Here is a 19,159-nt window from a genome sequence, read left to right as displayed (position 1 = left end):
CGACACCGCTTGCATTTGCCGGTGTCCGGACGGCGCTTAGCCCGCTGCGGCGCAGCAGAGCGGCAAGTGACACCGATCGGCGCGCATGCGTCGCGATTCGGCCCCTAAAAAACACAATGTTGAGCATATATTCGAAGTACCTGTCATACCCGCGTCACCCTGCTAGAATTCGGCTGCCGCATTGTTCCGATTGACTGATGAGATTGCTTGACGCCCTGGTCGAACAGCGTATTGCCGCCGCCGCAGCGCGGGGAGAGTTCGACGATTTGCCGGGTACCGGCGCGCCACAAGTGCTGGACGACGACCTGCTCGTGCCCGAGGAGGTGCGGGTGGCCAACCGTATCCTGAAGAACGCGGGCTTCGTGCCGCCGGCTGTCGAGCAATTGCGCGCGCTGCGCAACCTGCATGACGAAGTGCAGGCGGTCAGCGACCGTGCCGCGCGCTGCCGGCTGCAGGCGAAGATCCTGGCGCTCGACATGGCGCTCGAATCGTTGCGCGGCGGCCCGATGGTGATGCCGCGCGACTACTGCCGGCGCATCGCGGAACGCCTGTGCGAGCGCGGGCTCGACGATGCGCCCGCCGAAGCGGGGCCGATGTGACGTCCGACGCGCTGCACGACGCAGCCCGATCGGCGGCCGCCCCGGCAGCCAAAGCCGCCACCGATTCTCCTGCTCCCGAAGCCGCGCCCGTATCGGCGCGCGACCTGCATTTCATGCGTCTCGCACAGGCCGCCGCCGAAGAGGCGCGCGCGGCCGGCGAAGTGCCGGTCGGCGCGGTGCTCGTGCGCGGCGACGAAGTGATCGCACGCGGCTTCAACCATCCGATCGGCGGGCATGACCCGTCGGCCCATGCGGAAATGGCCGCGCTGCGCATGGCCGCACAGCATCTGCAGAATTACCGGATGCCCGGCTGCGAGCTGTACGTGACGCTCGAGCCGTGCCTGATGTGCGCGGGCGCGATCATGCATGCGCGCATCACGCGGGTCGTCTACGGCGCCGCCGATCCGAAGACCGGCGCATGCGGCAGCGTGATCGACGCGTTCGCCAATCCGCAACTCAACCACCAGACAGACGTGACCGGCGGCGTGCTTGCCGACGAGTGCGGCGCCGCGCTGAAGTCGTTCTTCGCCGAGCGCCGTCGCGCGCTGCGCGCCGCACGGCTGGCCCGCGACGCCGAATCCGGCGCGTCATAGGTGCACCGGCCACGCCCGTCGCCCCGAGCGGGCCGGGCGCGCTCTGTTCCGTGAACCGGAGACGGTTCGGACCCTCTAAGCAGGTTTGACGACCCGACACCTTTCGCCATGTCCTTCCAGCCCGCCGCGTCCTACACCATCCGCCTGCTGGCGCCGTCCGGTTATCCGCACGATCCCGACGCGATCAATCGCGCGCTCGAGCGCCTCAGCACCGCGCAGCAACGCATCGAGAACATCGACGCGACGCAGCGGCGCTTCCAGCGCTTCGGCGGCACCGACGGCGAGCGGGCAGGCGACCTGAACCGTCTCGCCGATCCCGAGCGGCCGTTGCCGGACATCGCACTCGCGGTGCGCGGCGGCTATGGCGCCGCGCGCATCCTGCACGGGCTCGACTATCGCGGGCTCGAACGCAGGCTGCGCGACCAGCCGGTCGCGCTCATCGGTCACAGCGACTTCACGGCGATCCAGCTCGCGCTGTATGCGAAGGCGCGCATCAAGACGTTCGGCGGCCCGATGCTGTCCGCCGACTTCGGCGCGGAAACGCCGAGCGACTTCACGATGCAGCATTTCTGGCAGACGCTGACGCAGCCGAGCACGACGATCATCGCCGAAGCGCCGCAGGTGCAGACCGTGAACGTGACGGGCACGCTGTGGGGCGGCAACCTCGCGATCCTCACGTCGCTCATCGGCACGCCGTACATGCCCGACATCGAGGGCGGCATCCTGTTCATCGAGGACGTCAACGAGCAGCCGTTCCGGATCGAGCGGATGATCTATCAACTGCACCTGTCGGGGTTGCTCGCGCGCCAGCAGGCGCTCGTGCTCGGTCAGTTCACCGGCGCACGGCCGTTCGAGTACGACAATGGCTACGACATGCAGGCGATGATCGACCAGGTGCGCGCGGTGGTCGGGATCCCGGTTGTCACGGGACTCCAGTTCGGCCACGTGCCCGACCTGCTGACGCTGCCGTTCGGCGCACAGGCGCAGTTGGTCGCGAATGCGCACGGTTTCCGGCTCACGCTGTCGGACTATCCGCATCTCGGCTGATGCCGGCACAGTCGATCGAAAGGCGGGTTTCCGCCTTTTTTCTTTATGTAAGTGTGCAACTAACGGTCTGAAATTCCGGCTGACGCCAACAGGATCGTCACCGGGTCGTGCACTAGTTTTGTCAACAAAATGGCCGGGAGGGTATACGGCGAGAAGTACCTCTGTCATGCCTGTCAGGCTTGATGTGCATGGATTTTGCGCATCCTGCACCGAGCGGGGTCGCGTCGATGCACGCCGATTGTGCGAAATTCCGGAAAAGAATTGTTGACAATCTTTATGTCCGTTCTACGATGAGGACCATTACGCGATGCAGATCATGAACGAGCCCGATCCCCACCCGTCCGGCGCAGCCAGTCCCGAAGCGATTGCCGAGCGAATCCGCACGGCGATCCTCGAGCATCGGCTCGCGCCCGGCGCGAAGCTGACGGAGGCGCAGCTTTGCGACGTGTTCGGCGTGAAGCGCGGGACGATCCGCCAGGCGCTCGCGCAGCTCGCGACCGACAAGCTGGTGGAGCTCGAGCCGAACCGCGGCGCGTTCGTCGCGAGCCCGACGCTGCAGGACGTGCACGAGGTGTTCGAGATGCGCCGGATCATCGAGCTTGCCGTCGTCGAGCGGCTCGCGACCGGGCCCGGCGCCAAGCGGCTGAAGGGGGTCGCCGCGCTGATCGACAAGGAACGCAAGGCGTTCGAGCGGCACGACTTCGCGGCATGGATCCGGCTGTCGGGCGAATTCCATACGGCGCTCGCTACGCTGATGGGCAATGCGACGCTCAGCGAGTGCCTCGAGGGGCTCGTCGCACGCTCGACGCTGATGTCGGCGCTGTACGAATCGCACGGGCGCAGCCCGTGCTCGTGCGACGACCACGACGAGATCCTCGCCGCGCTGGAGGCGGGCGAACCGAAGCGGGCGGTGACGCTGATGGCGCACCACCTGCAGCATGTCGAACTGAAGATGCTGGACCGGCCCGCGCAAGGGCAGGTCGATTTGCGCGAAGTGTTCGGCGGCGCCTGAGCGGCGACGCGAACCCGGCCGCGCGCCACAGAACGAGAGCAATGCAGGCTTGCGGTTGTCGCCGCGGGCCGCTGGTCCGACTCCGGGCGACGATCCGGAGCGATATCGATGACGGTGGAGCGGCCATCCGGTCGCATCAAGGAGAAGTCATGGCTCAGTTCAGTGTGGCGCACGACAGCGCGTATCCGGCGGAAGAAGGCGGCGAGGGCGGCGACCCGGCGCTGCCGGATGGTTACAGCGAACGTCTGTACAACGAAGATTTGGCACCCCTTAAAAATCAGACGTGGGGCTCGTACAATATCTTCGCATTCTGGATGTCGGACGTGCACAGCGTCGGCGGCTACGTGTTCGCCGGCAGCCTGTTCGCGCTCGGGCTGACGAGCTGGCAGGTGCTGATCGCGCTGATCGTCGGGATCGGCTTCGTGAACCTGCTGTGCAACCTGATCGCGCGGCCGAGCCAGCAGATCGGCGTGCCGTACCCGGTCGCGTGCCGCGCGACGTTCGGCGTGCTAGGAGCGAACGTGCCGGCCGTGATCCGCGGGCTGATCGCGATCGCGTGGTACGGCATCCAGACCTATCTCGCGTCGAGCGCGCTTGTGATCGTCGTGCTGAAGTTCGTCCCGCAATGGCTGCCTTACGCGGACGTCCATCACTACGGCTTCCTCGGGCTGTCGGCGGTCGGCTGGGCCGGTTTCATGCTGCTGTGGGTGCTGCAGGCGTTCGTGTTCTGGAACGGGATGGAGACGATCAAGAAGTTCATCGATTTCGCGGGCCCGGCCGTCTATGTCGTGATGTTCATCCTGGCCGGCTACATGGTGTGGCGCGCGGGCTGGCGCAACATCGGCATCAACCTCGGCGGCGTCAAGTATCACGGCGCGGAAGTGATCCCGGTGATGATCACGGCCGTGTCGCTCGTCGTGTCGTACTTCTCAGGGCCGATGCTGAACTTCGGCGATTTCTCGCGCTACTGCCGCTCGTTCGGCGAAGTGAAGCGCGGCAATTTCTGGGGACTGCCCGTCAACTTCCTCGCGTTCTCGCTCGTCACGGTGATCACGACGGCTGCGACGTTGCCCGTGTTCGGCGAACTCATCACCGATCCCGTCGAGACGGTCGGCCGCATCGATCATCCGACCGCGGTGATCCTCGGCGCGCTGACGTTCACGATCGCGACGATCGGCATCAACATCGTCGCGAACTTCGTGTCGCCCGCGTTCGACTTCTCGAACGTCGCGCCGCGCCTGATCAGCTGGCGGGCGGGCGGGATGCTCGCGGCCGTCGCGTCGATCTTCATCACGCCGTGGAACCTGTTCAACAACCCGGCCGTGATCCACTACACGCTCGACGTGCTCGGCGCGTTCATCGGCCCGCTGTACGGCGTGCTGATCGCCGACTTCTACCTCGTCAAGCGCGGCCGGCTCGTGCGCGACGACCTGTACACGATGTCGGAAAGCGGCACGTACTGGTACACGGGCGGCGTGAACCGCCGCGCGCTCGCCGCGCTGCTGCCTGCCGCCGTGATCGCGGTCGTGTGCGTGATGGTGCCGGGCTGGCAGGGCGTCGCGAACTTCTCGTGGTTCATCGGCGCGGGGCTCGGCTTCGTGTTCTACCGGCTGCTCGTGAACACGAAGGCCTGAGGAGCGTGCGATGAAGATCCGATTGATCAATCCGAATACGACGCAGCGGATGACCGACGCGATGGGCCGCTGCGCGAGCGACGTCGCGGCCGCCGGCACGGAGATCGTCGCCGTGAGCCCGCCGATGGGGCCGCCGTCGATCGAAGGGTATTACGACGAGGCGCTCGCGACGCCCGGGCTGCTTGCCGAGATCGTGCAGGGCGAACGCGACGGCTTCGATGCGTACGTGATTGCGTGCTTCGGCGATCCGGGCCTCTACGCGGCGCGCGAGCTCGCGCGCGGGCCGGTGATCGGCATCGCCGAGGCGGCGATGCATGCGGCGAGCGTGCTCGCGCCGGGCTTCTCGGTCGTCACGACGTTGGCGCGCACCTGCGGGATGGCGTGGCACCTCGCGGAGCGTTACGGGATGAAGCGGTTCTGCCGCAACGTGCGCGCGACCGACGTCGCGGTGCTCGAACTCGACCGGCCGGGGTCGGCCGCGCGCCGGATCATCGTCGACGAATGCCGGCGCGCGCTCGACGAGGACGGCGCCGACGCGATCGTGCTCGGTTGCGCGGGGATGGCCGAGTTCGCGCACGAGATCGAGCAGCAGATAGGCGCGCCGGTGGTCGAGGGCGTCACGGCGGCCGTCAAGTGGGCCGAGGCGCTCGTTTCGCTGCGCCTCGCGACCGCGAAGCGCGGCGACTATGCGCGGCCGCTGCCGAAGCGCTACGACGGCGCGTTCGCCCGCTTCAGCCCGCCGGACGGGGATCCGGCGGAATCGGTCCCGAATTTGCCGCAACCGCACATACACACCGTCTGACACGCACTATCTGCGCCGCTGTATGGGCGCGTATGGACGTTTTCGCTACACTGGGCCGTCATCGCATTGGCTTGCGCGGCCGGCCTCCGGCCTCCGCGCGGTCGATGCGAACCCATTATTTCAGCAAGCTTTCGTTGCATTCGAACCATGTCACTCGATCCCAACTATCCTCGCGACCTGATCGGCTACGGCCGCCATCCCGTGCAGGCGAACTGGCCGGGGCGCGCCCGCGTCGCCGTGCAATTCGTGCTGAACTACGAGGAGGGCGGCGAGAACTGCGTGCTGCACGGCGATCCGGGCTCCGAGCAGTTCCTGTCCGAAATCGTCGGCGCGGCCGCGTATCCGGACCGCCACATGAGCATGGAGTCGATCTACGAATACGGTTCGCGGGCCGGCGTGTGGCGCATCCTGCGCGAATTCGAGAAGCGCGGGATGCCGCTGACGGTATTCGGCGTCGGCATGGCGATCGAGCGACACCCGGAGCTCGCGCGCGCATTCGTCGAGCTCGGCCATGAGATCGCGTGCCACGGCTGGCGCTGGATCCACTACCAGAGCATGACGCCGGAGCTCGAGGCCGAGCACATGCGCCTCGGGATGGAAGCGATCGAGCGCGTGACGGGCGTGCGCCCGCTCGGCTGGTATACCGGCCGCGACAGCCCCAATACGCACCGTCTGGTCGCGGAATACGGCGGCTTCCTGTACGACTCCGACAACTACGGCGACGACCTGCCGTTCTGGATGGATGTCGAAGTGTCGGGCGGCGGCACGTCGCCGCAACTGATCCTGCCGTACACGCTCGACACGAACGACATGCGCTTCGCGACGCCGCAGGGCTTCAACACCGGCGATCACTTCTTCGACTACCTGCGCGACGCATTCGACGTGCTGTACGAAGAGGGCGACGAGGCGCCGAAGATGCTGTCGATCGGCATGCACTGCCGCCTGCTTGGCCGGCCGGGCCGGTTCCGCGGGCTGCAGCGTTTCCTCGACCACATCGAGAAACACGATCGCGTATGGGTGACGCGCCGTGTCGATATCGCGCGTCACTGGCGTGAACATCATCCGTATCAGCCCGATCATCAAAACGAAGGGAAAGCATGAAGGCGATGCGCTACACATTGGATCAACTGAATACGATGGCGTCTGGCGCATTTGTCGCGGCGCTGTCGGGGATCTTCGAACATTCGCCGTGGGTGGCCGAGGTCGCCGCGGGCGAGCGGCCGTTCGCGAGCATCGATGCGCTGCACAAGACGATGTCGGGCGTGGTGGAAGCGTCAGGCGAAGTGCGCCAGCTCGCACTGATCAACGCTCACCCGGAGCTGGCCGGCAAGGCCGCCGTGCGCGGCGAGCTGACCGCCGAGTCGACGCGCGAGCAGAGCGGCGCGGGCCTCGGCCAGTGCACGCAGGAAGAGTTCGACAAGCTACTGCTGCTGAACCGCACGTATCGCGAGAAGTTCGGCTTCCCGTTCATCCTCGCGGTGCGCGGCCATGACCGGCACGGCATCATCGCGAACTTCGAGGCGCGCGTGAATCATTCGCGCACGGAGGAACTGCGCGCGAGCCTCGACCAGATCTACCGGATCGCGCGCTTCCGCCTCGACGACCTGATCGACGCCTGACACCGCAATACGGCCTGCTGCGTCGCGGCGGCCCGATCGCATCACTGAAACAAGGAAACATCATGGCTGTTCCGCTTCTCGATCCCGACGCACCCGATTTCACGCGGCGCTACGTGAATCTTGCCGACCCGCGTCTCGGTGCGCAGGCGCTCGAAACCAGCGACGATTTCTTCGCGCCGAAGGAGCGGATGCTGAACCCCGAGCCGGCCGTGTTCATCCCCGGCAAGTACGACGACCACGGCAAGTGGATGGACGGCTGGGAGACGCGCCGCAAGCGCACGACGGGCTACGATTGGTGCATCGTCAAGCTCGCGCGCCCGGGCGTGATCAAGGGCTTCGACATCGACACGAGCCACTTCACCGGCAATTTCCCGCCGGCCGCTTCGATCGAGGCCGCATTCGTGGCCGACGGCGCGCCGACACATGCGACCGAGTGGGTCGAGATCGTGCCGTCGACGACGTTGCAGGGCAACAGCCATCACTACGTCGAAGCGAGCGACGCACGGGCGTTTACGCACCTGCGCGTGAATATCTACCCGGACGGCGGCATCGCGCGCCTGCGCGTGTACGGCCAGCCGCAGCTCGACTGGGCCGGCGCGAGCGCGACCGAGCAGTTCGATCTCGCGGCGATGGAAAACGGCGGTTATGTCGTGGCCGCAAACAACCAGCACTTCGGCGTCGCGTCGAACCTGCTGTTGCCGGGCCGCGGCGTGAACATGGGCGACGGCTGGGAAACCCGCCGCCGCCGCGAACCGGGCAACGACTGGGCGATCATCGCGCTCGCGCAGCCGGGCGTGATCCGCAAGATCGAAGTCGATACGGCGTTCTTCAAGGGCAACTACCCGGACCGCTGCTCGATCCAGGCCGCCTTCGTGTCGGGCGGCACCGACAGTTCGCTGATCACGCAGTCGATGTTCTGGCCGGAACTGCTCGGCGAACAGAAGCTGCAGATGGACAAGCAGCACTACTTCGAACACGGCATCGCGCCGCTCGGCCCCGTCACGCACGTGCGACTGAACATCATTCCGGACGGCGGCGTGTCGCGCCTGCGTCTGTGGGGGACGCTCGACAAATGAAGACGCTTGCAATCGAACCACTGACCAAGGAAGCCTTCGCGCCGTTCGGCGACGTGATCGAAACGGACGGGGCGAAGCAGATCCCGATCAACCTCGGCACGACGATCCGCTTTCACGATCTCGCGAAAGTCGACGTGACGGATGAAGACGGCCGCACGCTCGTCAACCTGTTCCGCGGCCAGCCGCGCACGCTGCCGTTCGAAGTGAAGATGCTCGAGCGGCATCCGCTCGGCAGCCAGGCATTCGTGCCGCTGAACGACCAGCCGTATCTCGTCGTCGTGGCACCGGCCGGCGATCTCGATCCGGCGAAGATCCGCGCATTCGTGACGAGCGGATGGCAGGGCATCAACTATGCGAAGGGCGTGTGGCATCACCCGCTGATCGCGCTCGGCGGCGTCAGCGACTTCATCGTCGTCGATCGTGGCGGCGACGGCCTGAACCTCAACGAGCAGGATCTCGTCGAGTCGTTGTGGCTGACCGACGAGGCGCTGCTCGCGCTGACGGCCTGAGTCGCCGGCGTTTTCGCGACTGCCAGTCGAAACCCGCGCACCCTGCGCGGGTTTTTTTATGTGCCGGCGTTGCGCGCGATTCAGGTCGGCGCGCAACGCCATCATCGCGCGTGCTATCGTGCCCGCATCACCACCGCACGACGTCCGGTTCCGGACGTGTTCCTCCGATGAGCCAACCTGAAAACGACCTCGCGATCCTGCTGCGCACGATGCAACCCGAACTGCATCCGGGCGCGTTCGCGTTCGTATCGCTGCCGCCTGGCGCCGACGTATCGTTATCCGAAACGATCGCGACGTTCCGCGAATCGGAAGGGCTGACGGTCGTCGTCGGCGAGGAGGCGGCTGCGCGTCGCGGCTGGCCCGTGCTGTTCCGCGCCGCGTGGATCACGCTGACCGTGCATTCCGACCTTGCGGCTGTCGGCCTCACGGCGGCGTTCGCGCGGGCGCTCGGCGCGGCCGGCATCAGCTGCAACGTGATGGCGGCCGCGTACCACGACCACATCTTCGTGCCGTTCGACGACGGCCCGCGCGCGCTCGATGCGCTCGTCGCACTACAGCGCGACGCGATGCGCGGCTAGCAGGCGGGGCAGCTGGAACAAGCAAAAAAAACGGGCCCGTCACCGGGCCCGCGAATGGAGAGGATTGCGCCGGCAACCGGCGCACGGCGGCTTACTTGACCGCGCCACCCTCGAACCAGGCGGCGAGCTTCGTCCGCTCGTCGTCGGTCATGTGCGTGACGTTGCCGATCGGCATCGCCTTCAGGCGCACGGCCTGTTCATAGATGCGCTGCGCGTTTTTCGACACTTCGTCCGGCGTATCGAACATCACGCCCGCGGGTGCGCTGCCCATCAGCGTCGGCTTGGCCGAGTGACACTCGACGCAGCGCTGCTGCAGGATCGGCATGATGTCGTTGATCACGACCTTCGGCGCATTCGCGGCCTGGGCTTCCGGCGCGATCGGCTTCGGCATCGTCCACACCAGCGCGCCCGACAGCAGCGCGACGCCGCCGATCGGCAGGTACCACAGCTGCTTGCCGCGGTGGCGCATCACGAAGAACTGGCGGATCAGCGCGCCGGCCAGCATGATCAGCACGAGCACGACCCAGTTGAACTTGTTCGTGTACGTCATCGCATAGTGGTTCGACAGCATCGCGAACACGACGGGCAGCGTGAAGTACGTGTTGTGCACCGAGCGCTGCTTGCCGCGCTTGCCGTAGATCGGGTTCGGTTCTTCGCCCTTGAGCATCTTGTCGACCATCTTGCGCTGGCCGGGGATGATCACGAAGAACACGTTCGCCGACATGATCGTCGCGAGCATCGCACCGACGATCAGGTAGGCGGCACGGCCCGCGAAGATGTGGCATGCGAGGTACGCTGCGACGACGACGTAGATGCCGACGCAAATGCCGAGCACGCGATCGTTGGTGCCGAGGACGCGGCACAGCGAGTCGTAGACGATCCAGCCGGCCATCAGGAAGCCGAGTGCGGATGCAACGGCGACCACCGGGCCCATGTCGAGCACGCTCTTGTCGATCAGGTAGGTGTTCGGCGCGAGCAGGTACAGCACGAAGAACAGCGAGAAACCCGACAGCCAGGTCGTGTACGACGGCCACTTCGACCAGTGCAGGTCATCCGGCATTTCGGGCGGGGCGACCGTGTACTTCTGCATGTTGTAGAAACCGCCGCCGTGGACGTGCCACAGTTCGCCGAACACACCGCGCTTGCGCTGGTTCGGGTCGGTCGGCGGTTTCAGGCTGTTGTCGAGCGCGACGAAATAGAACGACTCGCCGATCCACGCAATGGCGACGATGACGTGCAGCCATCGCAGCGCGAGGTTCAGCCAGTCGGTGATGAAGCCTTCCATGAAACTCCTCCAGACTCAGATCGTTTGTCTTGATGTGGGCGCTGATACGTATGTCAGCTGCCGCGATAGGTACTGTACGACCACGGCGATACGAGCAGCGGCACGTGGTAGTGCGAGCCGGCGTCGGCGATGCCGAAGCGCAGCACGACGCGGTCGACGAAACGGGGTTCGGGCACCTTCACGCCGATCGACGCGAAGTAGTCGCCGGCATGGAACACGAGTTCGTATTCGCCGGCGGCGAGCGCAGCGCCTTCGAGCAGGGGTTCGTCGCAGCGGCCGTCGCTATTGGTCAGCACGGTCTTGATCGCGCGGCGCGATTCGCCGTCCAGCGCGTAGAGGTCCACCTTGAGTGCAGCGCCGGGACGACCGTGCGCCGTATCGAGTACGTGGGTAGTGAGCTTTCCCATTCGCAATTGTCCTTGTGTGAATGCGAGGTTCGGCGGCGACTCGATCCATTGACTGTGCGGCGGATCGAGGCTCCACGTCACGTGGCTACATACCCGTCGGCGAAATGAAGCGAGCGCCGTGCAGGCATTGTAAAAAGGTTCCCCGCGCAAATACGGGTGCGATATCAAAGATAATGCGCCGCGCATGAGCGGCTGTCGACGGCACGCCGGATACGGCTTCCAGCCTGCGTTTCGGGCGGCCGGAGCGGGTGCCCGGCGGGGCTTCGCGCGGCGTACCATACCGGAACCGTGAAGCGCGGTATTTCGGATCGCGCATTGTGCGCCGCGCGCGCTTGGGCGATCCTCCCGCCGTGCGCGTCGGCCTGTGGCCCGCGCGTACCCCGAAGACGGCGAGCACGCCGGGTAACCGGGCCAGCGCGTTCGAACGGACGCAGGCACCGGGGCGTGCCGCGCATCAGCGTTCGAACGGTTTTGTGACAAACCCCGGCACCCAGGCCGGGGGCAGACCGACGCGGAGAACGCATGACTACCGAACGCAACGCCGGCGCGAGCGCACGCGCGCCGCACGATTCCTCCTCCCGCCCGAAAACCCTGCTGGTCAAGCACGCCGACGTGCTCGTGACCATGGACGACACGCGCCGCGAACTGCGCGACGCGGGGCTCTACATCGAAGACAACCGGATCGTCGCGGTCGGTCCGACCGCCGAACTGCCCGACACGGCCGATGAAGTGCTCGACCTGCGCGGCCACCTCGTGATCCCGGGGCTCGTGAACACGCATCACCACATGTACCAGAGCCTCACGCGTGCGGTGCCGGCGGCGCAAAATGCCGAGCTGTTCGGCTGGCTCACGAACCTGTACCGGATCTGGGCGCACCTGACGCCCGAGATGATCGAGGTGTCGACACTCACCGCGATGGCCGAGCTACTGCAGTCGGGCTGCACGACGTCGAGCGACCACCTGTACATCTACCCGAACGGCAGCCGGCTCGACGACAGCATCGGCGCCGCGCAGCGGATCGGCATGCGTTTTCACGCGAGCCGCGGCGCGATGAGCGTCGGCCAGCGCGACGGCGGGCTGCCGCCCGATTCGGTCGTCGAGCGCGAGCCCAACATCCTGCGCGACGCGCAGCGCCTGATCGAGACCTATCACGACGAAGGTCGCTACGCGATGCTGCGCGTGGTGGTGGCGCCGTGCTCGCCGTTCTCGGTGAGTCGAGAGCTGATGCGCGACGCGGCCGTGCTCGCGCGCGAGTACGGCGTGTCGCTGCACACGCACCTCGCGGAGAACGTCAACGACATCGCGTACAGCCGCGAGAAGTTCGGGATGACGCCCGCCGAATATGCGGAAGATCTCGGCTGGGTCGGCCACGACGTGTGGCATGCGCACTGCGTGCAGCTCGACGATGCGGGCATCGGCCTGTTTGCGCGCACCGGCACGGGCGTCGCGCACTGTCCGTGCTCGAACATGCGGCTCGCGTCGGGCATCGCGCCGGTGAAGAAGATGCGTCTCGCGGGCGTGCCGGTCGGCCTTGGCGTCGATGGCTCCGCGTCGAACGACGGCGCGCAGATGGTCGCGGAAGTACGGCAGGCGCTGCTGCTGCAGCGGGTCGGCTTCGGGCCCGATGCGATGACTGCGCGCGAAGCGCTCGAGATCGCGACGCTCGGCGGCGCGAAGGTGCTGAACCGCGACGATATCGGCGCGCTGAAGCCCGGCATGGCCGCGGACTTCGCCGCGTTCGACCTGCGCCAGCCGCTGTTCGCGGGCGCGCTGCACGATCCGGTTGCGGCGCTCGTGTTCTGCGCGCCGTCTCAGACGGCGTACACGGTGGTGAACGGGAAGGTGGTGGTGCGGGAAGGGCGACTGGCGACGCTCGATCTGCCGCCCGTCATCGCGCGCCATAACGCGCTCGCGCAGGCACTCGTCGACGCATCGCGCTGACGGCAGGCTGACACCGTGCGGCGGCCGCCTTGCCGGGCGTGCCGCCATCGCCACGCCGTGACGGTGCGGGCGGCGCGGGCGGCGTGTGCGGTTACGCCTCGATCAGCGTGCGGGTGGCTTCGGCGACGAGGCTGCGCAGCCAGCGCACTTCGTCGGAGTAGTGGCAGCGTTCGTGCCACAGCTGGTAGTACTGCATCGGCGGGAAGTCGAGCGGTGCCGGCACGACCGACAGCGGCAGGAACTTCGCGTAGTGATCGGCGAACAGGCGCGTCGTCGTGAAGATCAGGTCGGACTTCACGAGCACGTAAGGTGCAAGGTTGAAGTACGGCAGCGTGACGACCACGTGGCGCTTGAGCCGTTCGCGCGCGAGATGCACGTCGATCGCGCCGCGCTGGCCGACCGAGTACGGCGTCGGCGCGAGATGCGGCGCGTTCAGGTACTGGTCGAGCGTGAGCCCGCCGCGCTTCGCGAACGGGTGCGCGTTGCTCATCAGGCAGACGATCTCGTCGACGAACAGGTTCGACAGGTGCAACTGCTCGGGCGGTTCGGGCCAGTTGCCGACGACGATGTCGAGCTTGCCGTCCTCCAGCGCGAGCTCGTAGTCGAACGCAGGGCCGAGCGAGTGGAACTCGAGCGTCGCGTTCGGCGCGGCCTGGCGGAAGCGCTCGACGACGGTCGGCACGAACAGCACATTCAGGTAGTCGGGGCAGCCGATCCGGTAGCAGCGGATCGACGTGGCCGGGTCGAAGTTGTGCTGCTGGAACTTGATGCGCTCGATTTCACGCAGTGCGTTCTGCACGGGCTCGAGCAGGCGCAGCCCGTATTCGGTCGGCACCATGCCGGACTTGCCGCGCACGAGCAGCGGATCGCCGGTGATGTCGCGCAGGCGCCGCAGCGCGGCGCTGATCGCCGGTTGCGACTGGTTCAGTTTGACGGCCGCGCGCGTGACGCTGCGCTCCATCAACAAGGTGTGCAAGACGCGCAAGAGGTACGTGTCGATCGCCTCGCGTTGCTGACTCATGATATCTCCGTTTTATATGTCCGGGCTGATCGAGGGGTAGGTGGGGTATATCGTTTTTAATATGAAGCCGGGCCAGCGTCAAGAGATGGATACCCGCAGGCACCCGCCGGCCGGGCCGCGACAACGGGCCTGAACGGGGCGAAATGCGGAATGCGGGGCGCGCGGCGCCGCACGGATGCGCGTTGTGCGTATCCGGGGCGCCGAGCGTGGTGCAGCGTGCGCGTCAGTCGTCGATGCGCATGCCGACCTTCAGGGTGACCTGCCAGTGAACGACCTGGTCGCCTTCGATGTGGCCGCGCGTTTCGGTCACCTGGAACCAGTGCAGGTTGTGCAGGGACTTGCCGGCTTTCGAGATCGCGTTGCGGATGGCGTCGTCGCTCGATTGCTGCGACGAACCGGTCAGCTCGATCATCTTGTACACGTGGTCGCTCATGATGCGCTCCCTGGGATGTCCGTATGGTTTGCCGGTGCAAGCGACGGTCCCGAAGCGGCGCCGCGCGTGCCCGGCTTCTTGAGTGATAGGTATGATGGGCGGCAAGTGCAACCCATATCGGAGACGAGGAACATCGTGGAAGTCGGATTTTGCGGACCGGGATTGATGGGTGCGCCGATGATTCGGCATTTGCTGGCGGCCGGGCATCGGGTCAGCGTGTGGAATCGCTCGCGTGACAAGGCCGAAGCGCTCGTGAAGGACGGCGCGCAGGTGGTCGGCACGCCGCGCGAGCTGGCGGAACGCGTCGACACGGTATTCGTGTGCGTGCTCGACGGCCGCGCGGTCGGCGACGTCGTGTTCGGCGAGCATGGGCTGTGCTCCGGCGACGCCGCTGCGCGCCGCCTGCAACGCATCGTCGATCATTCGAGCATTCCGCCTGCCGCGACGCGCGACTACGCGGCGCGCGCGGCCGCGCTCGGCGTCGGCTGGGTCGATGCGCCCGTGTCGGGCGGCGTGCCGGGCGCGCAGGCTGGCACGCTCGCGGTGATGGCTGGCGGCCGCGCGGCCGATCTCGACGCGGTGCGGCCGCTGATCGGCACGTACGCGTCGCGCATCACGCACATGGGCGACGCGGGCGCGGGCCAGACGGCGAAGCTGTGCAACCAGGCGATCGTCACCGCGACGGTGACCGCGATCGCCGAGGCCGTCGGTCTTGCGCAGGCGAGCGGCATCGACGCCGCGCGCCTGGCCGAGGCGCTGGCCGGCGGCTGGGCCGATTCGGTGCTGCTGCAGACATTCGTGCCGCGCATGACGTCGGGCGGTCACGCGCTGATCGGCGCGCTCAGCACGTTCCAGAAGGATGTCGATGCGATCGCCGATGCCGCGCGCGATACGGGCGCGGTGATGCCCGTGTCGGCCACCGTGCAGCAGGTGCTGCGGCTCGGCGCCGCGCAGGGGCTCGCCGGCGCCGATTTCGCCGCGTTCATCGACATCGTGCGGCCCGGCAACGGGCGTCAGCAGGTGGTATGACGAGCAAGCGGGGCGCTTAAATGACAGATGGGCCGCCCTGAGGCGGCCCATCGAATCGCTGCCGGTTCAGCCGAGGGAGCGTGGTGTCGTATCGCCGGCATTCTGGCGACCGAGCCCGCCGCGCAGGCTCGCTTTCGTGCCTGCACCAAACTCGGGCAGGATGCGCGCGCGTGCACGGCTCGCGAATACCAGGAAGCCGAAGCCGTTTGCTTCGTACCAGTATCCGCCGTTTTCGAGGCCGTCCAGCGGCTGCTCGAGCGCGTTGGCGATCGATTCGATGCAGCGCTTGCGCAGTTCGGCGATGGCCGGATAGGGCGGCTGTGCGCCGCGCACGCTGCACAGGAGCACGTCGAGGCCGGGCAGCACATGCGCATAGAGGACGGGTTCGTCCTGCGCACGGGCACGGGCAATCTTGGTGTCGAGCTGGGCAAACGGTTTCGAGTGGCGCAACACCGCGAGGAATGACTCCTGGCCATCCTGTTGTACACGCCGACGTTTTTTCGGGAAGGACATAAACACTCGCCTCAAAAACAATTGCAAGAAATGCGGCACTTTCATGCGACCCACTCCCGGCTATGTACGCCGCATGTCGATCCTTTATAGCACACGAAAATGCTGCATTCGTGCAGTACGACGATCAATGTCTCCCGTCGACCTGCTCGCCATGATCGACACAGCCAGCGTCTTGGCGCCCGTACTGTCGTTTAGTCTCCATCATAGACCTGCTTTCCCCGCGCGTGCATTCGCGCGTCACAAAAAAATGAGATAGGCCGTGTGCGGCGGTGCACCGCGCGCGCAATAAAAAGGCCCGCACGGGGCGGGCCTGGCAGGCGGGGCGTTCGGCGCTCAGCGCTGCTTGAGCGAATCGCGGATCTCGCGCAGCAGCACGGTGTCTTCCGGCGTCGCGGCCGGCGCGGCATCTTCCGGCTTGCGCAGCTTGTTGATGAATTTCACCATCAGGAAAATGATGAACGCGAGGATGACGAAATTGATCGCGACCGTGATGAACGAGCCGTAGCCGAACGCGGCGACACCCGCGGCCTGCAGGTCCTTGAACGAATCGGGATTACCCTTGAACGTCGGGGGGATGGTGCCGAGCAGAACGAACTTGTTCGAGAAATCCAGACCGCCCGTCGCCACGCCGATGACCGGCATGATGAGGTCTTTCACGATCGAGTCGACGATCTTCGAGAACGCGCCGCCGATGATCACGCCGACGGCGAGATCCATCACGTTGCCCTTGACGGCGAACTCCTTGAATTCCTTGATGATGCTCATGAGCGGCTTTCTCCTGTTTGGGGCGAAGGGAGGCGTGCCGCGACGCGCAGGATTGCGTTACGTCGAATGAGGGTCGGTGGCACGCCGATGGCCGCATGATAGCGAACGCTCCCCATTGCCGGTAGCCCATCTTGAAATGATTGACAAATCCGCGCGTCGGCGCGGCCGGTCATGCAGGGGAGCGTGGGGCGTGCGTTGCAGGGCGCCGACAGGCGCGTCGGCACCCTGCGGAGGGTCAGGTGTTGTCGTCCGTCCAGCCGTCGTCGTTGCTGCCGAGATCGACGTTGCCGCTGCCGCCGTCGCTCCAGTTCGAATTGTCGCCGCGGCCGAGGTCGAAGCCTGGGTCTGCATCCTGCCGGCGGCGCTCGCCGTCGACGATCACGTCGCGTTCGACGACGCGCTCGCGGCCGCCCGACATCGCCTCGCCGAGCAGCACGCCGGTCAGTAACCCGCCCATCCCGCCGCCGAAACCGCCGCCGCCTTGCTGGATCACGACGGGCGGCTGCTGTTGCGGGTAGGGCTGCTGCGGATACGGCTGGCCCTGCGCGCCGGTCATGCGATCGGCTTCCTGCGCGTAGACGGAGCCGCTGCCGTTTGCCGGCGCCGCGGGTTGCGCGGCCGGGTCGGGGCGGCCTTCGACGCGCGCCTTCACGCTTGCATGGCGCTGTTCGAGTTCATCGACGCGATACGGCGGCACCGGGTTCTTGCCGTTCGACAGCGCTTCGACGAGCGTGCGCGCGTCGGCTTCGATCGCTTCGAGTTCGCCCGTGAGCGCCGCGGCGCCGGGCGCCGTCGACAGCTTCGCGTCGAGTTTCAGCGGACGGATGTCGTTCAGCACGTCGGTCGCACGCTTGAGTTGCGTGCGGCGTTCGTCGTCGGCGCGGCTGTTGTCGGCCGTACGCGCACGCCGCAGCGTCCAGCGCAGCACCAGCGCGATCACCGCGACGATCAGCCCGAGGCCGATCCACATGCTGGTCGACGGGCCGTGTTTTTCGGCCGGCGCGACGGCGGGCGCGAGCGACGACTGCAGCGTGCCGGCCTGCGTGGCCGACGGCGCGTTGCCGCTCACGCGCGCGGCATCCGCGCGGATGCGCGACTCTGTCTGCGCGAAGCGCGACGCGTCGGCGAAGCGCAGTTGCGGATCGAGCGACTTCGCGCGCTGCAGTTGCGCGAGCGCGTCGGATGCGCGGCCTTCGCGGTCCAGCACCTGCGCATACAGGTAGCGCGCGTGCGCGTTGTTCGGATGGGCGTCGATGACTTGCGACAGCTGCGTGTCGGCGCGTTGCCAGTCGCGCTGGGCGATCGATTGCTCGACCTGCTGCAGCGACGGTACCGCAAACGCGGCGGACGACAGCAACATCAGCGAGAGGCCGAGTGCGGCGAGAGATTTCTTCATGGTCGAACCGGGCGCAGGCGCCCGTCTCCTGACGATCGGTGCGCGCCGCGCGCCCGGGCCGGGCCGCGGCGCGGTTGCCGTTACTGCGCGGGCGTGTCGAGTTGCTTCTTCAGCGCGGCGAGGCGATCCTCGACCGACGGGCCCTTGTTCAGCGCGGCGAGCTTGTCCTCGAGCGCCTTGCCGCTCGACGTGTCGGCCGAATTGATGCGTGCGTCCGAGCGCGCGTTCTGCAGCGCGACCTTGTCCTCGAGCTTCTGGAAGTCTTCGGACAGGTTCTTGCCGCCGATGCCGCCCAATGCGCTTGCCGCGACGTCCTTCGCCTGCGCGATTTCCTGCTTGGCCTGCAGGATGTTGGAGCGCGCATTCAGGTCGTTGCGGCGCTGGCGCATGTCGGCGATCTGCCCCTTCAGCTTGTCGACCGACGGCTCGAGCGTCGTCAGCTCGGCCGCGAGCGCGTCGCGCTCGGCTTCTGCGTTCGACTGCGCGGCCAGTGCCTCGCGTGCGAGTGCTTCGTCGCCGGACTGCAGCGCGCGCTTCGCGCCGTCCTCGTACTTCTTCACCTTGTCGTCGGCCGCATCGCGCTTGCTGCGCTGGGTCGCGACCTGTGCCTCGATCTCGATCAGCGAATTCTCGGCACGGCCGATGCTGTCGTCGAGCTCCCGCACGATCTGCCGTGCGTCGCGCGACGGATCCTGTACCGAATCGGCCGCATCGTTCAGCAGGCCTTTGATCGTGCGCGAAACAGAGTCGAAAAGCGACATGGAATCCTCCGTGGTTGAAAGGCGCCGCGTAACCGCGGCAGTGCCCGCTGCGAGCCGGTTCCGACCCGCATGAGCCGGCGGATATTACACCACCGGTTCACTTAAATACGGCTTAAACGCAGGAGTTCAAGCGGCTTGC

Annotated in this window: 21 protein-coding genes; 13 read left to right on the top strand and 8 right to left on the bottom strand. The window is 66.7% G+C overall.

From position 1 onward, the window contains the following. The first annotated feature begins 197 nt into the window (after positions 1–197). The 11 genes from CUJ89_RS10940 to CUJ89_RS10890 all read left to right on the top strand — a co-directional run bounded on the left by CUJ89_RS10940 (position 198) and on the right by CUJ89_RS10890 (position 9,469). A complete protein-coding gene (locus tag CUJ89_RS10940; RefSeq protein ID WP_114177343.1) occupies positions 198–599 on the top strand; it encodes a DnaJ family domain-containing protein in 402 nt (133 codons plus the stop codon). Further along, positions 596–1,192 carry a tRNA adenosine(34) deaminase TadA gene (tadA, locus tag CUJ89_RS10935; RefSeq protein ID WP_114177342.1) on the top strand — a complete coding sequence of 199 codons (597 nt, stop codon included), beginning with the start codon at positions 596–598 and terminating at the stop codon, positions 1,190–1,192. Before CUJ89_RS10940 ends, tadA begins: the two co-directional genes overlap by 4 nt. A 108-nt stretch (positions 1,193–1,300) precedes the next feature. Further along, entirely contained in the window at positions 1,301–2,239 is a 939-nt protein-coding gene (gene ldcA / locus CUJ89_RS10930) for a muramoyltetrapeptide carboxypeptidase (RefSeq protein ID WP_114177341.1), read from the top strand. 307 nt (positions 2,240–2,546) lie between these two features. Then, complete coding sequence (locus tag CUJ89_RS10925) at positions 2,547–3,251, top strand: GntR family transcriptional regulator (protein ID WP_114177340.1); 705 nt, start codon at positions 2,547–2,549, stop codon at positions 3,249–3,251. Positions 3,252–3,400: 149 nt separating this feature from the next. Continuing rightward, positions 3,401–4,885, top strand: coding sequence for an NCS1 family nucleobase:cation symporter-1 (locus tag CUJ89_RS10920; protein ID WP_114177339.1), 1,485 nt, complete (start codon positions 3,401–3,403; stop codon positions 4,883–4,885). Positions 4,886–4,895: 10 nt separating this feature from the next. Then, positions 4,896–5,687 (top strand): aspartate/glutamate racemase family protein, encoded by a 792-nt coding sequence (locus CUJ89_RS10915; protein ID WP_114177338.1) that lies wholly within the window; start codon positions 4,896–4,898, stop codon positions 5,685–5,687. Positions 5,688–5,834: 147 nt separating this feature from the next. Next, positions 5,835–6,788: an allantoinase PuuE gene (puuE, locus tag CUJ89_RS10910; RefSeq protein WP_114177337.1), complete on the top strand. Its 954-nt coding sequence runs from the start codon at positions 5,835–5,837 to the stop codon at positions 6,786–6,788. Further along, positions 6,785–7,306 carry a 2-oxo-4-hydroxy-4-carboxy-5-ureidoimidazoline decarboxylase gene (gene uraD, locus CUJ89_RS10905; RefSeq protein WP_114177336.1) on the top strand — a complete coding sequence of 174 codons (522 nt, stop codon included), beginning with the start codon at positions 6,785–6,787 and terminating at the stop codon, positions 7,304–7,306. The genes puuE and uraD overlap by 4 nt, the downstream gene beginning before the upstream one ends. Before the next feature lie 62 nt (positions 7,307–7,368). Further along, entirely contained in the window at positions 7,369–8,382 is a 1,014-nt protein-coding gene (alc, locus tag CUJ89_RS10900; RefSeq protein WP_114177335.1) for an allantoicase, read from the top strand. After that, entirely contained in the window at positions 8,379–8,891 is a 513-nt protein-coding gene (locus CUJ89_RS10895) for an ureidoglycolate lyase (protein WP_114177334.1), read from the top strand. The genes alc and CUJ89_RS10895 overlap by 4 nt, the downstream gene beginning before the upstream one ends. 167 nt (positions 8,892–9,058) lie before the next feature. Then, on the top strand, positions 9,059–9,469 hold the full coding sequence (locus tag CUJ89_RS10890; RefSeq protein WP_114177333.1) for an ACT domain-containing protein: 411 nt from the start codon (positions 9,059–9,061) through the stop codon (positions 9,467–9,469). Between the two features lie 91 nt (positions 9,470–9,560). Here CUJ89_RS10890 and CUJ89_RS10885 read toward each other — a convergent pair whose 3' ends face one another. Together CUJ89_RS10885 and uraH are read right to left on the bottom strand one after the other, a co-directional pair. After that, entirely contained in the window at positions 9,561–10,754 is a 1,194-nt protein-coding gene (locus CUJ89_RS10885) for a urate hydroxylase PuuD (protein WP_114177332.1), read from the bottom strand. Between the two features lie 53 nt (positions 10,755–10,807). Further along, positions 10,808–11,161: a hydroxyisourate hydrolase gene (gene uraH / locus CUJ89_RS10880; protein ID WP_114177331.1), complete on the bottom strand. Its 354-nt coding sequence runs from the start codon at positions 11,159–11,161 to the stop codon at positions 10,808–10,810. A gap of 522 nt (positions 11,162–11,683) precedes the next feature. Here uraH and CUJ89_RS10870 point away from each other — a divergent pair. Then, positions 11,684–13,102 carry an 8-oxoguanine deaminase gene (locus CUJ89_RS10870; protein WP_114177330.1) on the top strand — a complete coding sequence of 473 codons (1,419 nt, stop codon included), beginning with the start codon at positions 11,684–11,686 and terminating at the stop codon, positions 13,100–13,102. Between the two features lie 91 nt (positions 13,103–13,193). Here CUJ89_RS10870 and CUJ89_RS10865 read toward each other — a convergent pair whose 3' ends face one another. Continuing rightward, a complete protein-coding gene (locus CUJ89_RS10865) occupies positions 13,194–14,123 on the bottom strand; it encodes a LysR substrate-binding domain-containing protein (protein WP_114177329.1) in 930 nt (309 codons plus the stop codon). A 223-nt stretch (positions 14,124–14,346) separates the two neighbouring features. Further along, positions 14,347–14,556, bottom strand: coding sequence for a dodecin (locus tag CUJ89_RS10860; protein WP_114177328.1), 210 nt, complete (start codon positions 14,554–14,556; stop codon positions 14,347–14,349). A gap of 135 nt (positions 14,557–14,691) precedes the next feature. Between CUJ89_RS10860 and CUJ89_RS10855 the strand changes: the two genes are divergently transcribed. Next, complete coding sequence (locus tag CUJ89_RS10855) at positions 14,692–15,585, top strand: NAD(P)-dependent oxidoreductase (protein WP_114177327.1); 894 nt, start codon at positions 14,692–14,694, stop codon at positions 15,583–15,585. Positions 15,586–15,651: 66 nt separating this feature from the next. Here CUJ89_RS10855 and CUJ89_RS10850 read toward each other — a convergent pair whose 3' ends face one another. The 4 genes from CUJ89_RS10850 to CUJ89_RS10835 form a co-directional block, all read right to left on the bottom strand. Beyond that, entirely contained in the window at positions 15,652–16,098 is a 447-nt protein-coding gene (locus tag CUJ89_RS10850; RefSeq protein ID WP_179949053.1) for a hypothetical protein, read from the bottom strand. 333 nt (positions 16,099–16,431) lie between these two features. After that, complete coding sequence (gene mscL, locus CUJ89_RS10845) at positions 16,432–16,863, bottom strand: large conductance mechanosensitive channel protein MscL (RefSeq protein WP_114177326.1); 432 nt, start codon at positions 16,861–16,863, stop codon at positions 16,432–16,434. Positions 16,864–17,098: 235 nt separating this feature from the next. Further along, a complete protein-coding gene (locus tag CUJ89_RS10840) occupies positions 17,099–18,259 on the bottom strand; it encodes a tetratricopeptide repeat protein (protein ID WP_114177325.1) in 1,161 nt (386 codons plus the stop codon). Between the two features lie 80 nt (positions 18,260–18,339). Continuing rightward, positions 18,340–19,020, bottom strand: a complete 681-nt coding sequence (locus CUJ89_RS10835; RefSeq protein ID WP_114177324.1) for a PspA/IM30 family protein — start codon at positions 19,018–19,020, stop codon at positions 18,340–18,342. Positions 19,021–19,159 lie beyond the last annotated feature (139 nt).

Origin of the sequence: Burkholderia pyrrocinia (assembly GCF_003330765.1) — a bacterium.
GTDB lineage: Bacteria > Pseudomonadota > Gammaproteobacteria > Burkholderiales > Burkholderiaceae > Burkholderia > Burkholderia pyrrocinia_B.
This window is presented reverse-complemented; position numbering and strand designations above follow the sequence as displayed.

What these genes read in the sequence shown, in the direction of transcription:
- CUJ89_RS10940 (WP_114177343.1), top strand. Translation starts at nt 198, where the DNA reads ATGAGATTGCTTGACGCCCTGGTCGAACAGCGTATTGCCGCCGCCGCA.
- ldcA (WP_114177341.1), top strand. Translation starts at nt 1,301, where the DNA reads ATGTCCTTCCAGCCCGCCGCGTCCTACACCATCCGCCTGCTGGCGCCG.
- CUJ89_RS10925 (WP_114177340.1), top strand. Translation starts at nt 2,547, where the DNA reads ATGCAGATCATGAACGAGCCCGATCCCCACCCGTCCGGCGCAGCCAGT.
- CUJ89_RS10920 (WP_114177339.1), top strand. Translation starts at nt 3,401, where the DNA reads ATGGCTCAGTTCAGTGTGGCGCACGACAGCGCGTATCCGGCGGAAGAA.
- CUJ89_RS10915 (WP_114177338.1), top strand. Translation starts at nt 4,896, where the DNA reads ATGAAGATCCGATTGATCAATCCGAATACGACGCAGCGGATGACCGAC.
- puuE (WP_114177337.1), top strand. Translation starts at nt 5,835, where the DNA reads ATGTCACTCGATCCCAACTATCCTCGCGACCTGATCGGCTACGGCCGC.
- uraD (WP_114177336.1), top strand. Translation starts at nt 6,785, where the DNA reads ATGAAGGCGATGCGCTACACATTGGATCAACTGAATACGATGGCGTCT.
- alc (WP_114177335.1), top strand. Translation starts at nt 7,369, where the DNA reads ATGGCTGTTCCGCTTCTCGATCCCGACGCACCCGATTTCACGCGGCGC.
- CUJ89_RS10895 (WP_114177334.1), top strand. Translation starts at nt 8,379, where the DNA reads ATGAAGACGCTTGCAATCGAACCACTGACCAAGGAAGCCTTCGCGCCG.
- CUJ89_RS10890 (WP_114177333.1), top strand. Translation starts at nt 9,059, where the DNA reads ATGAGCCAACCTGAAAACGACCTCGCGATCCTGCTGCGCACGATGCAA.
- CUJ89_RS10885 (WP_114177332.1), bottom strand. Translation starts at nt 10,754, where the DNA reads ATGGAAGGCTTCATCACCGACTGGCTGAACCTCGCGCTGCGATGGCTG.
- uraH (WP_114177331.1), bottom strand. Translation starts at nt 11,161, where the DNA reads ATGGGAAAGCTCACTACCCACGTACTCGATACGGCGCACGGTCGTCCC.
- CUJ89_RS10870 (WP_114177330.1), top strand. Translation starts at nt 11,684, where the DNA reads ATGACTACCGAACGCAACGCCGGCGCGAGCGCACGCGCGCCGCACGAT.
- CUJ89_RS10865 (WP_114177329.1), bottom strand. Translation starts at nt 14,123, where the DNA reads ATGAGTCAGCAACGCGAGGCGATCGACACGTACCTCTTGCGCGTCTTG.
- CUJ89_RS10860 (WP_114177328.1), bottom strand. Translation starts at nt 14,556, where the DNA reads ATGAGCGACCACGTGTACAAGATGATCGAGCTGACCGGTTCGTCGCAG.
- CUJ89_RS10850 (WP_179949053.1), bottom strand. Translation starts at nt 16,098, where the DNA reads ATGTCCTTCCCGAAAAAACGTCGGCGTGTACAACAGGATGGCCAGGAG.
- mscL (WP_114177326.1), bottom strand. Translation starts at nt 16,863, where the DNA reads ATGAGCATCATCAAGGAATTCAAGGAGTTCGCCGTCAAGGGCAACGTG.
- CUJ89_RS10840 (WP_114177325.1), bottom strand. Translation starts at nt 18,259, where the DNA reads ATGAAGAAATCTCTCGCCGCACTCGGCCTCTCGCTGATGTTGCTGTCG.
- CUJ89_RS10835 (WP_114177324.1), bottom strand. Translation starts at nt 19,020, where the DNA reads ATGTCGCTTTTCGACTCTGTTTCGCGCACGATCAAAGGCCTGCTGAAC.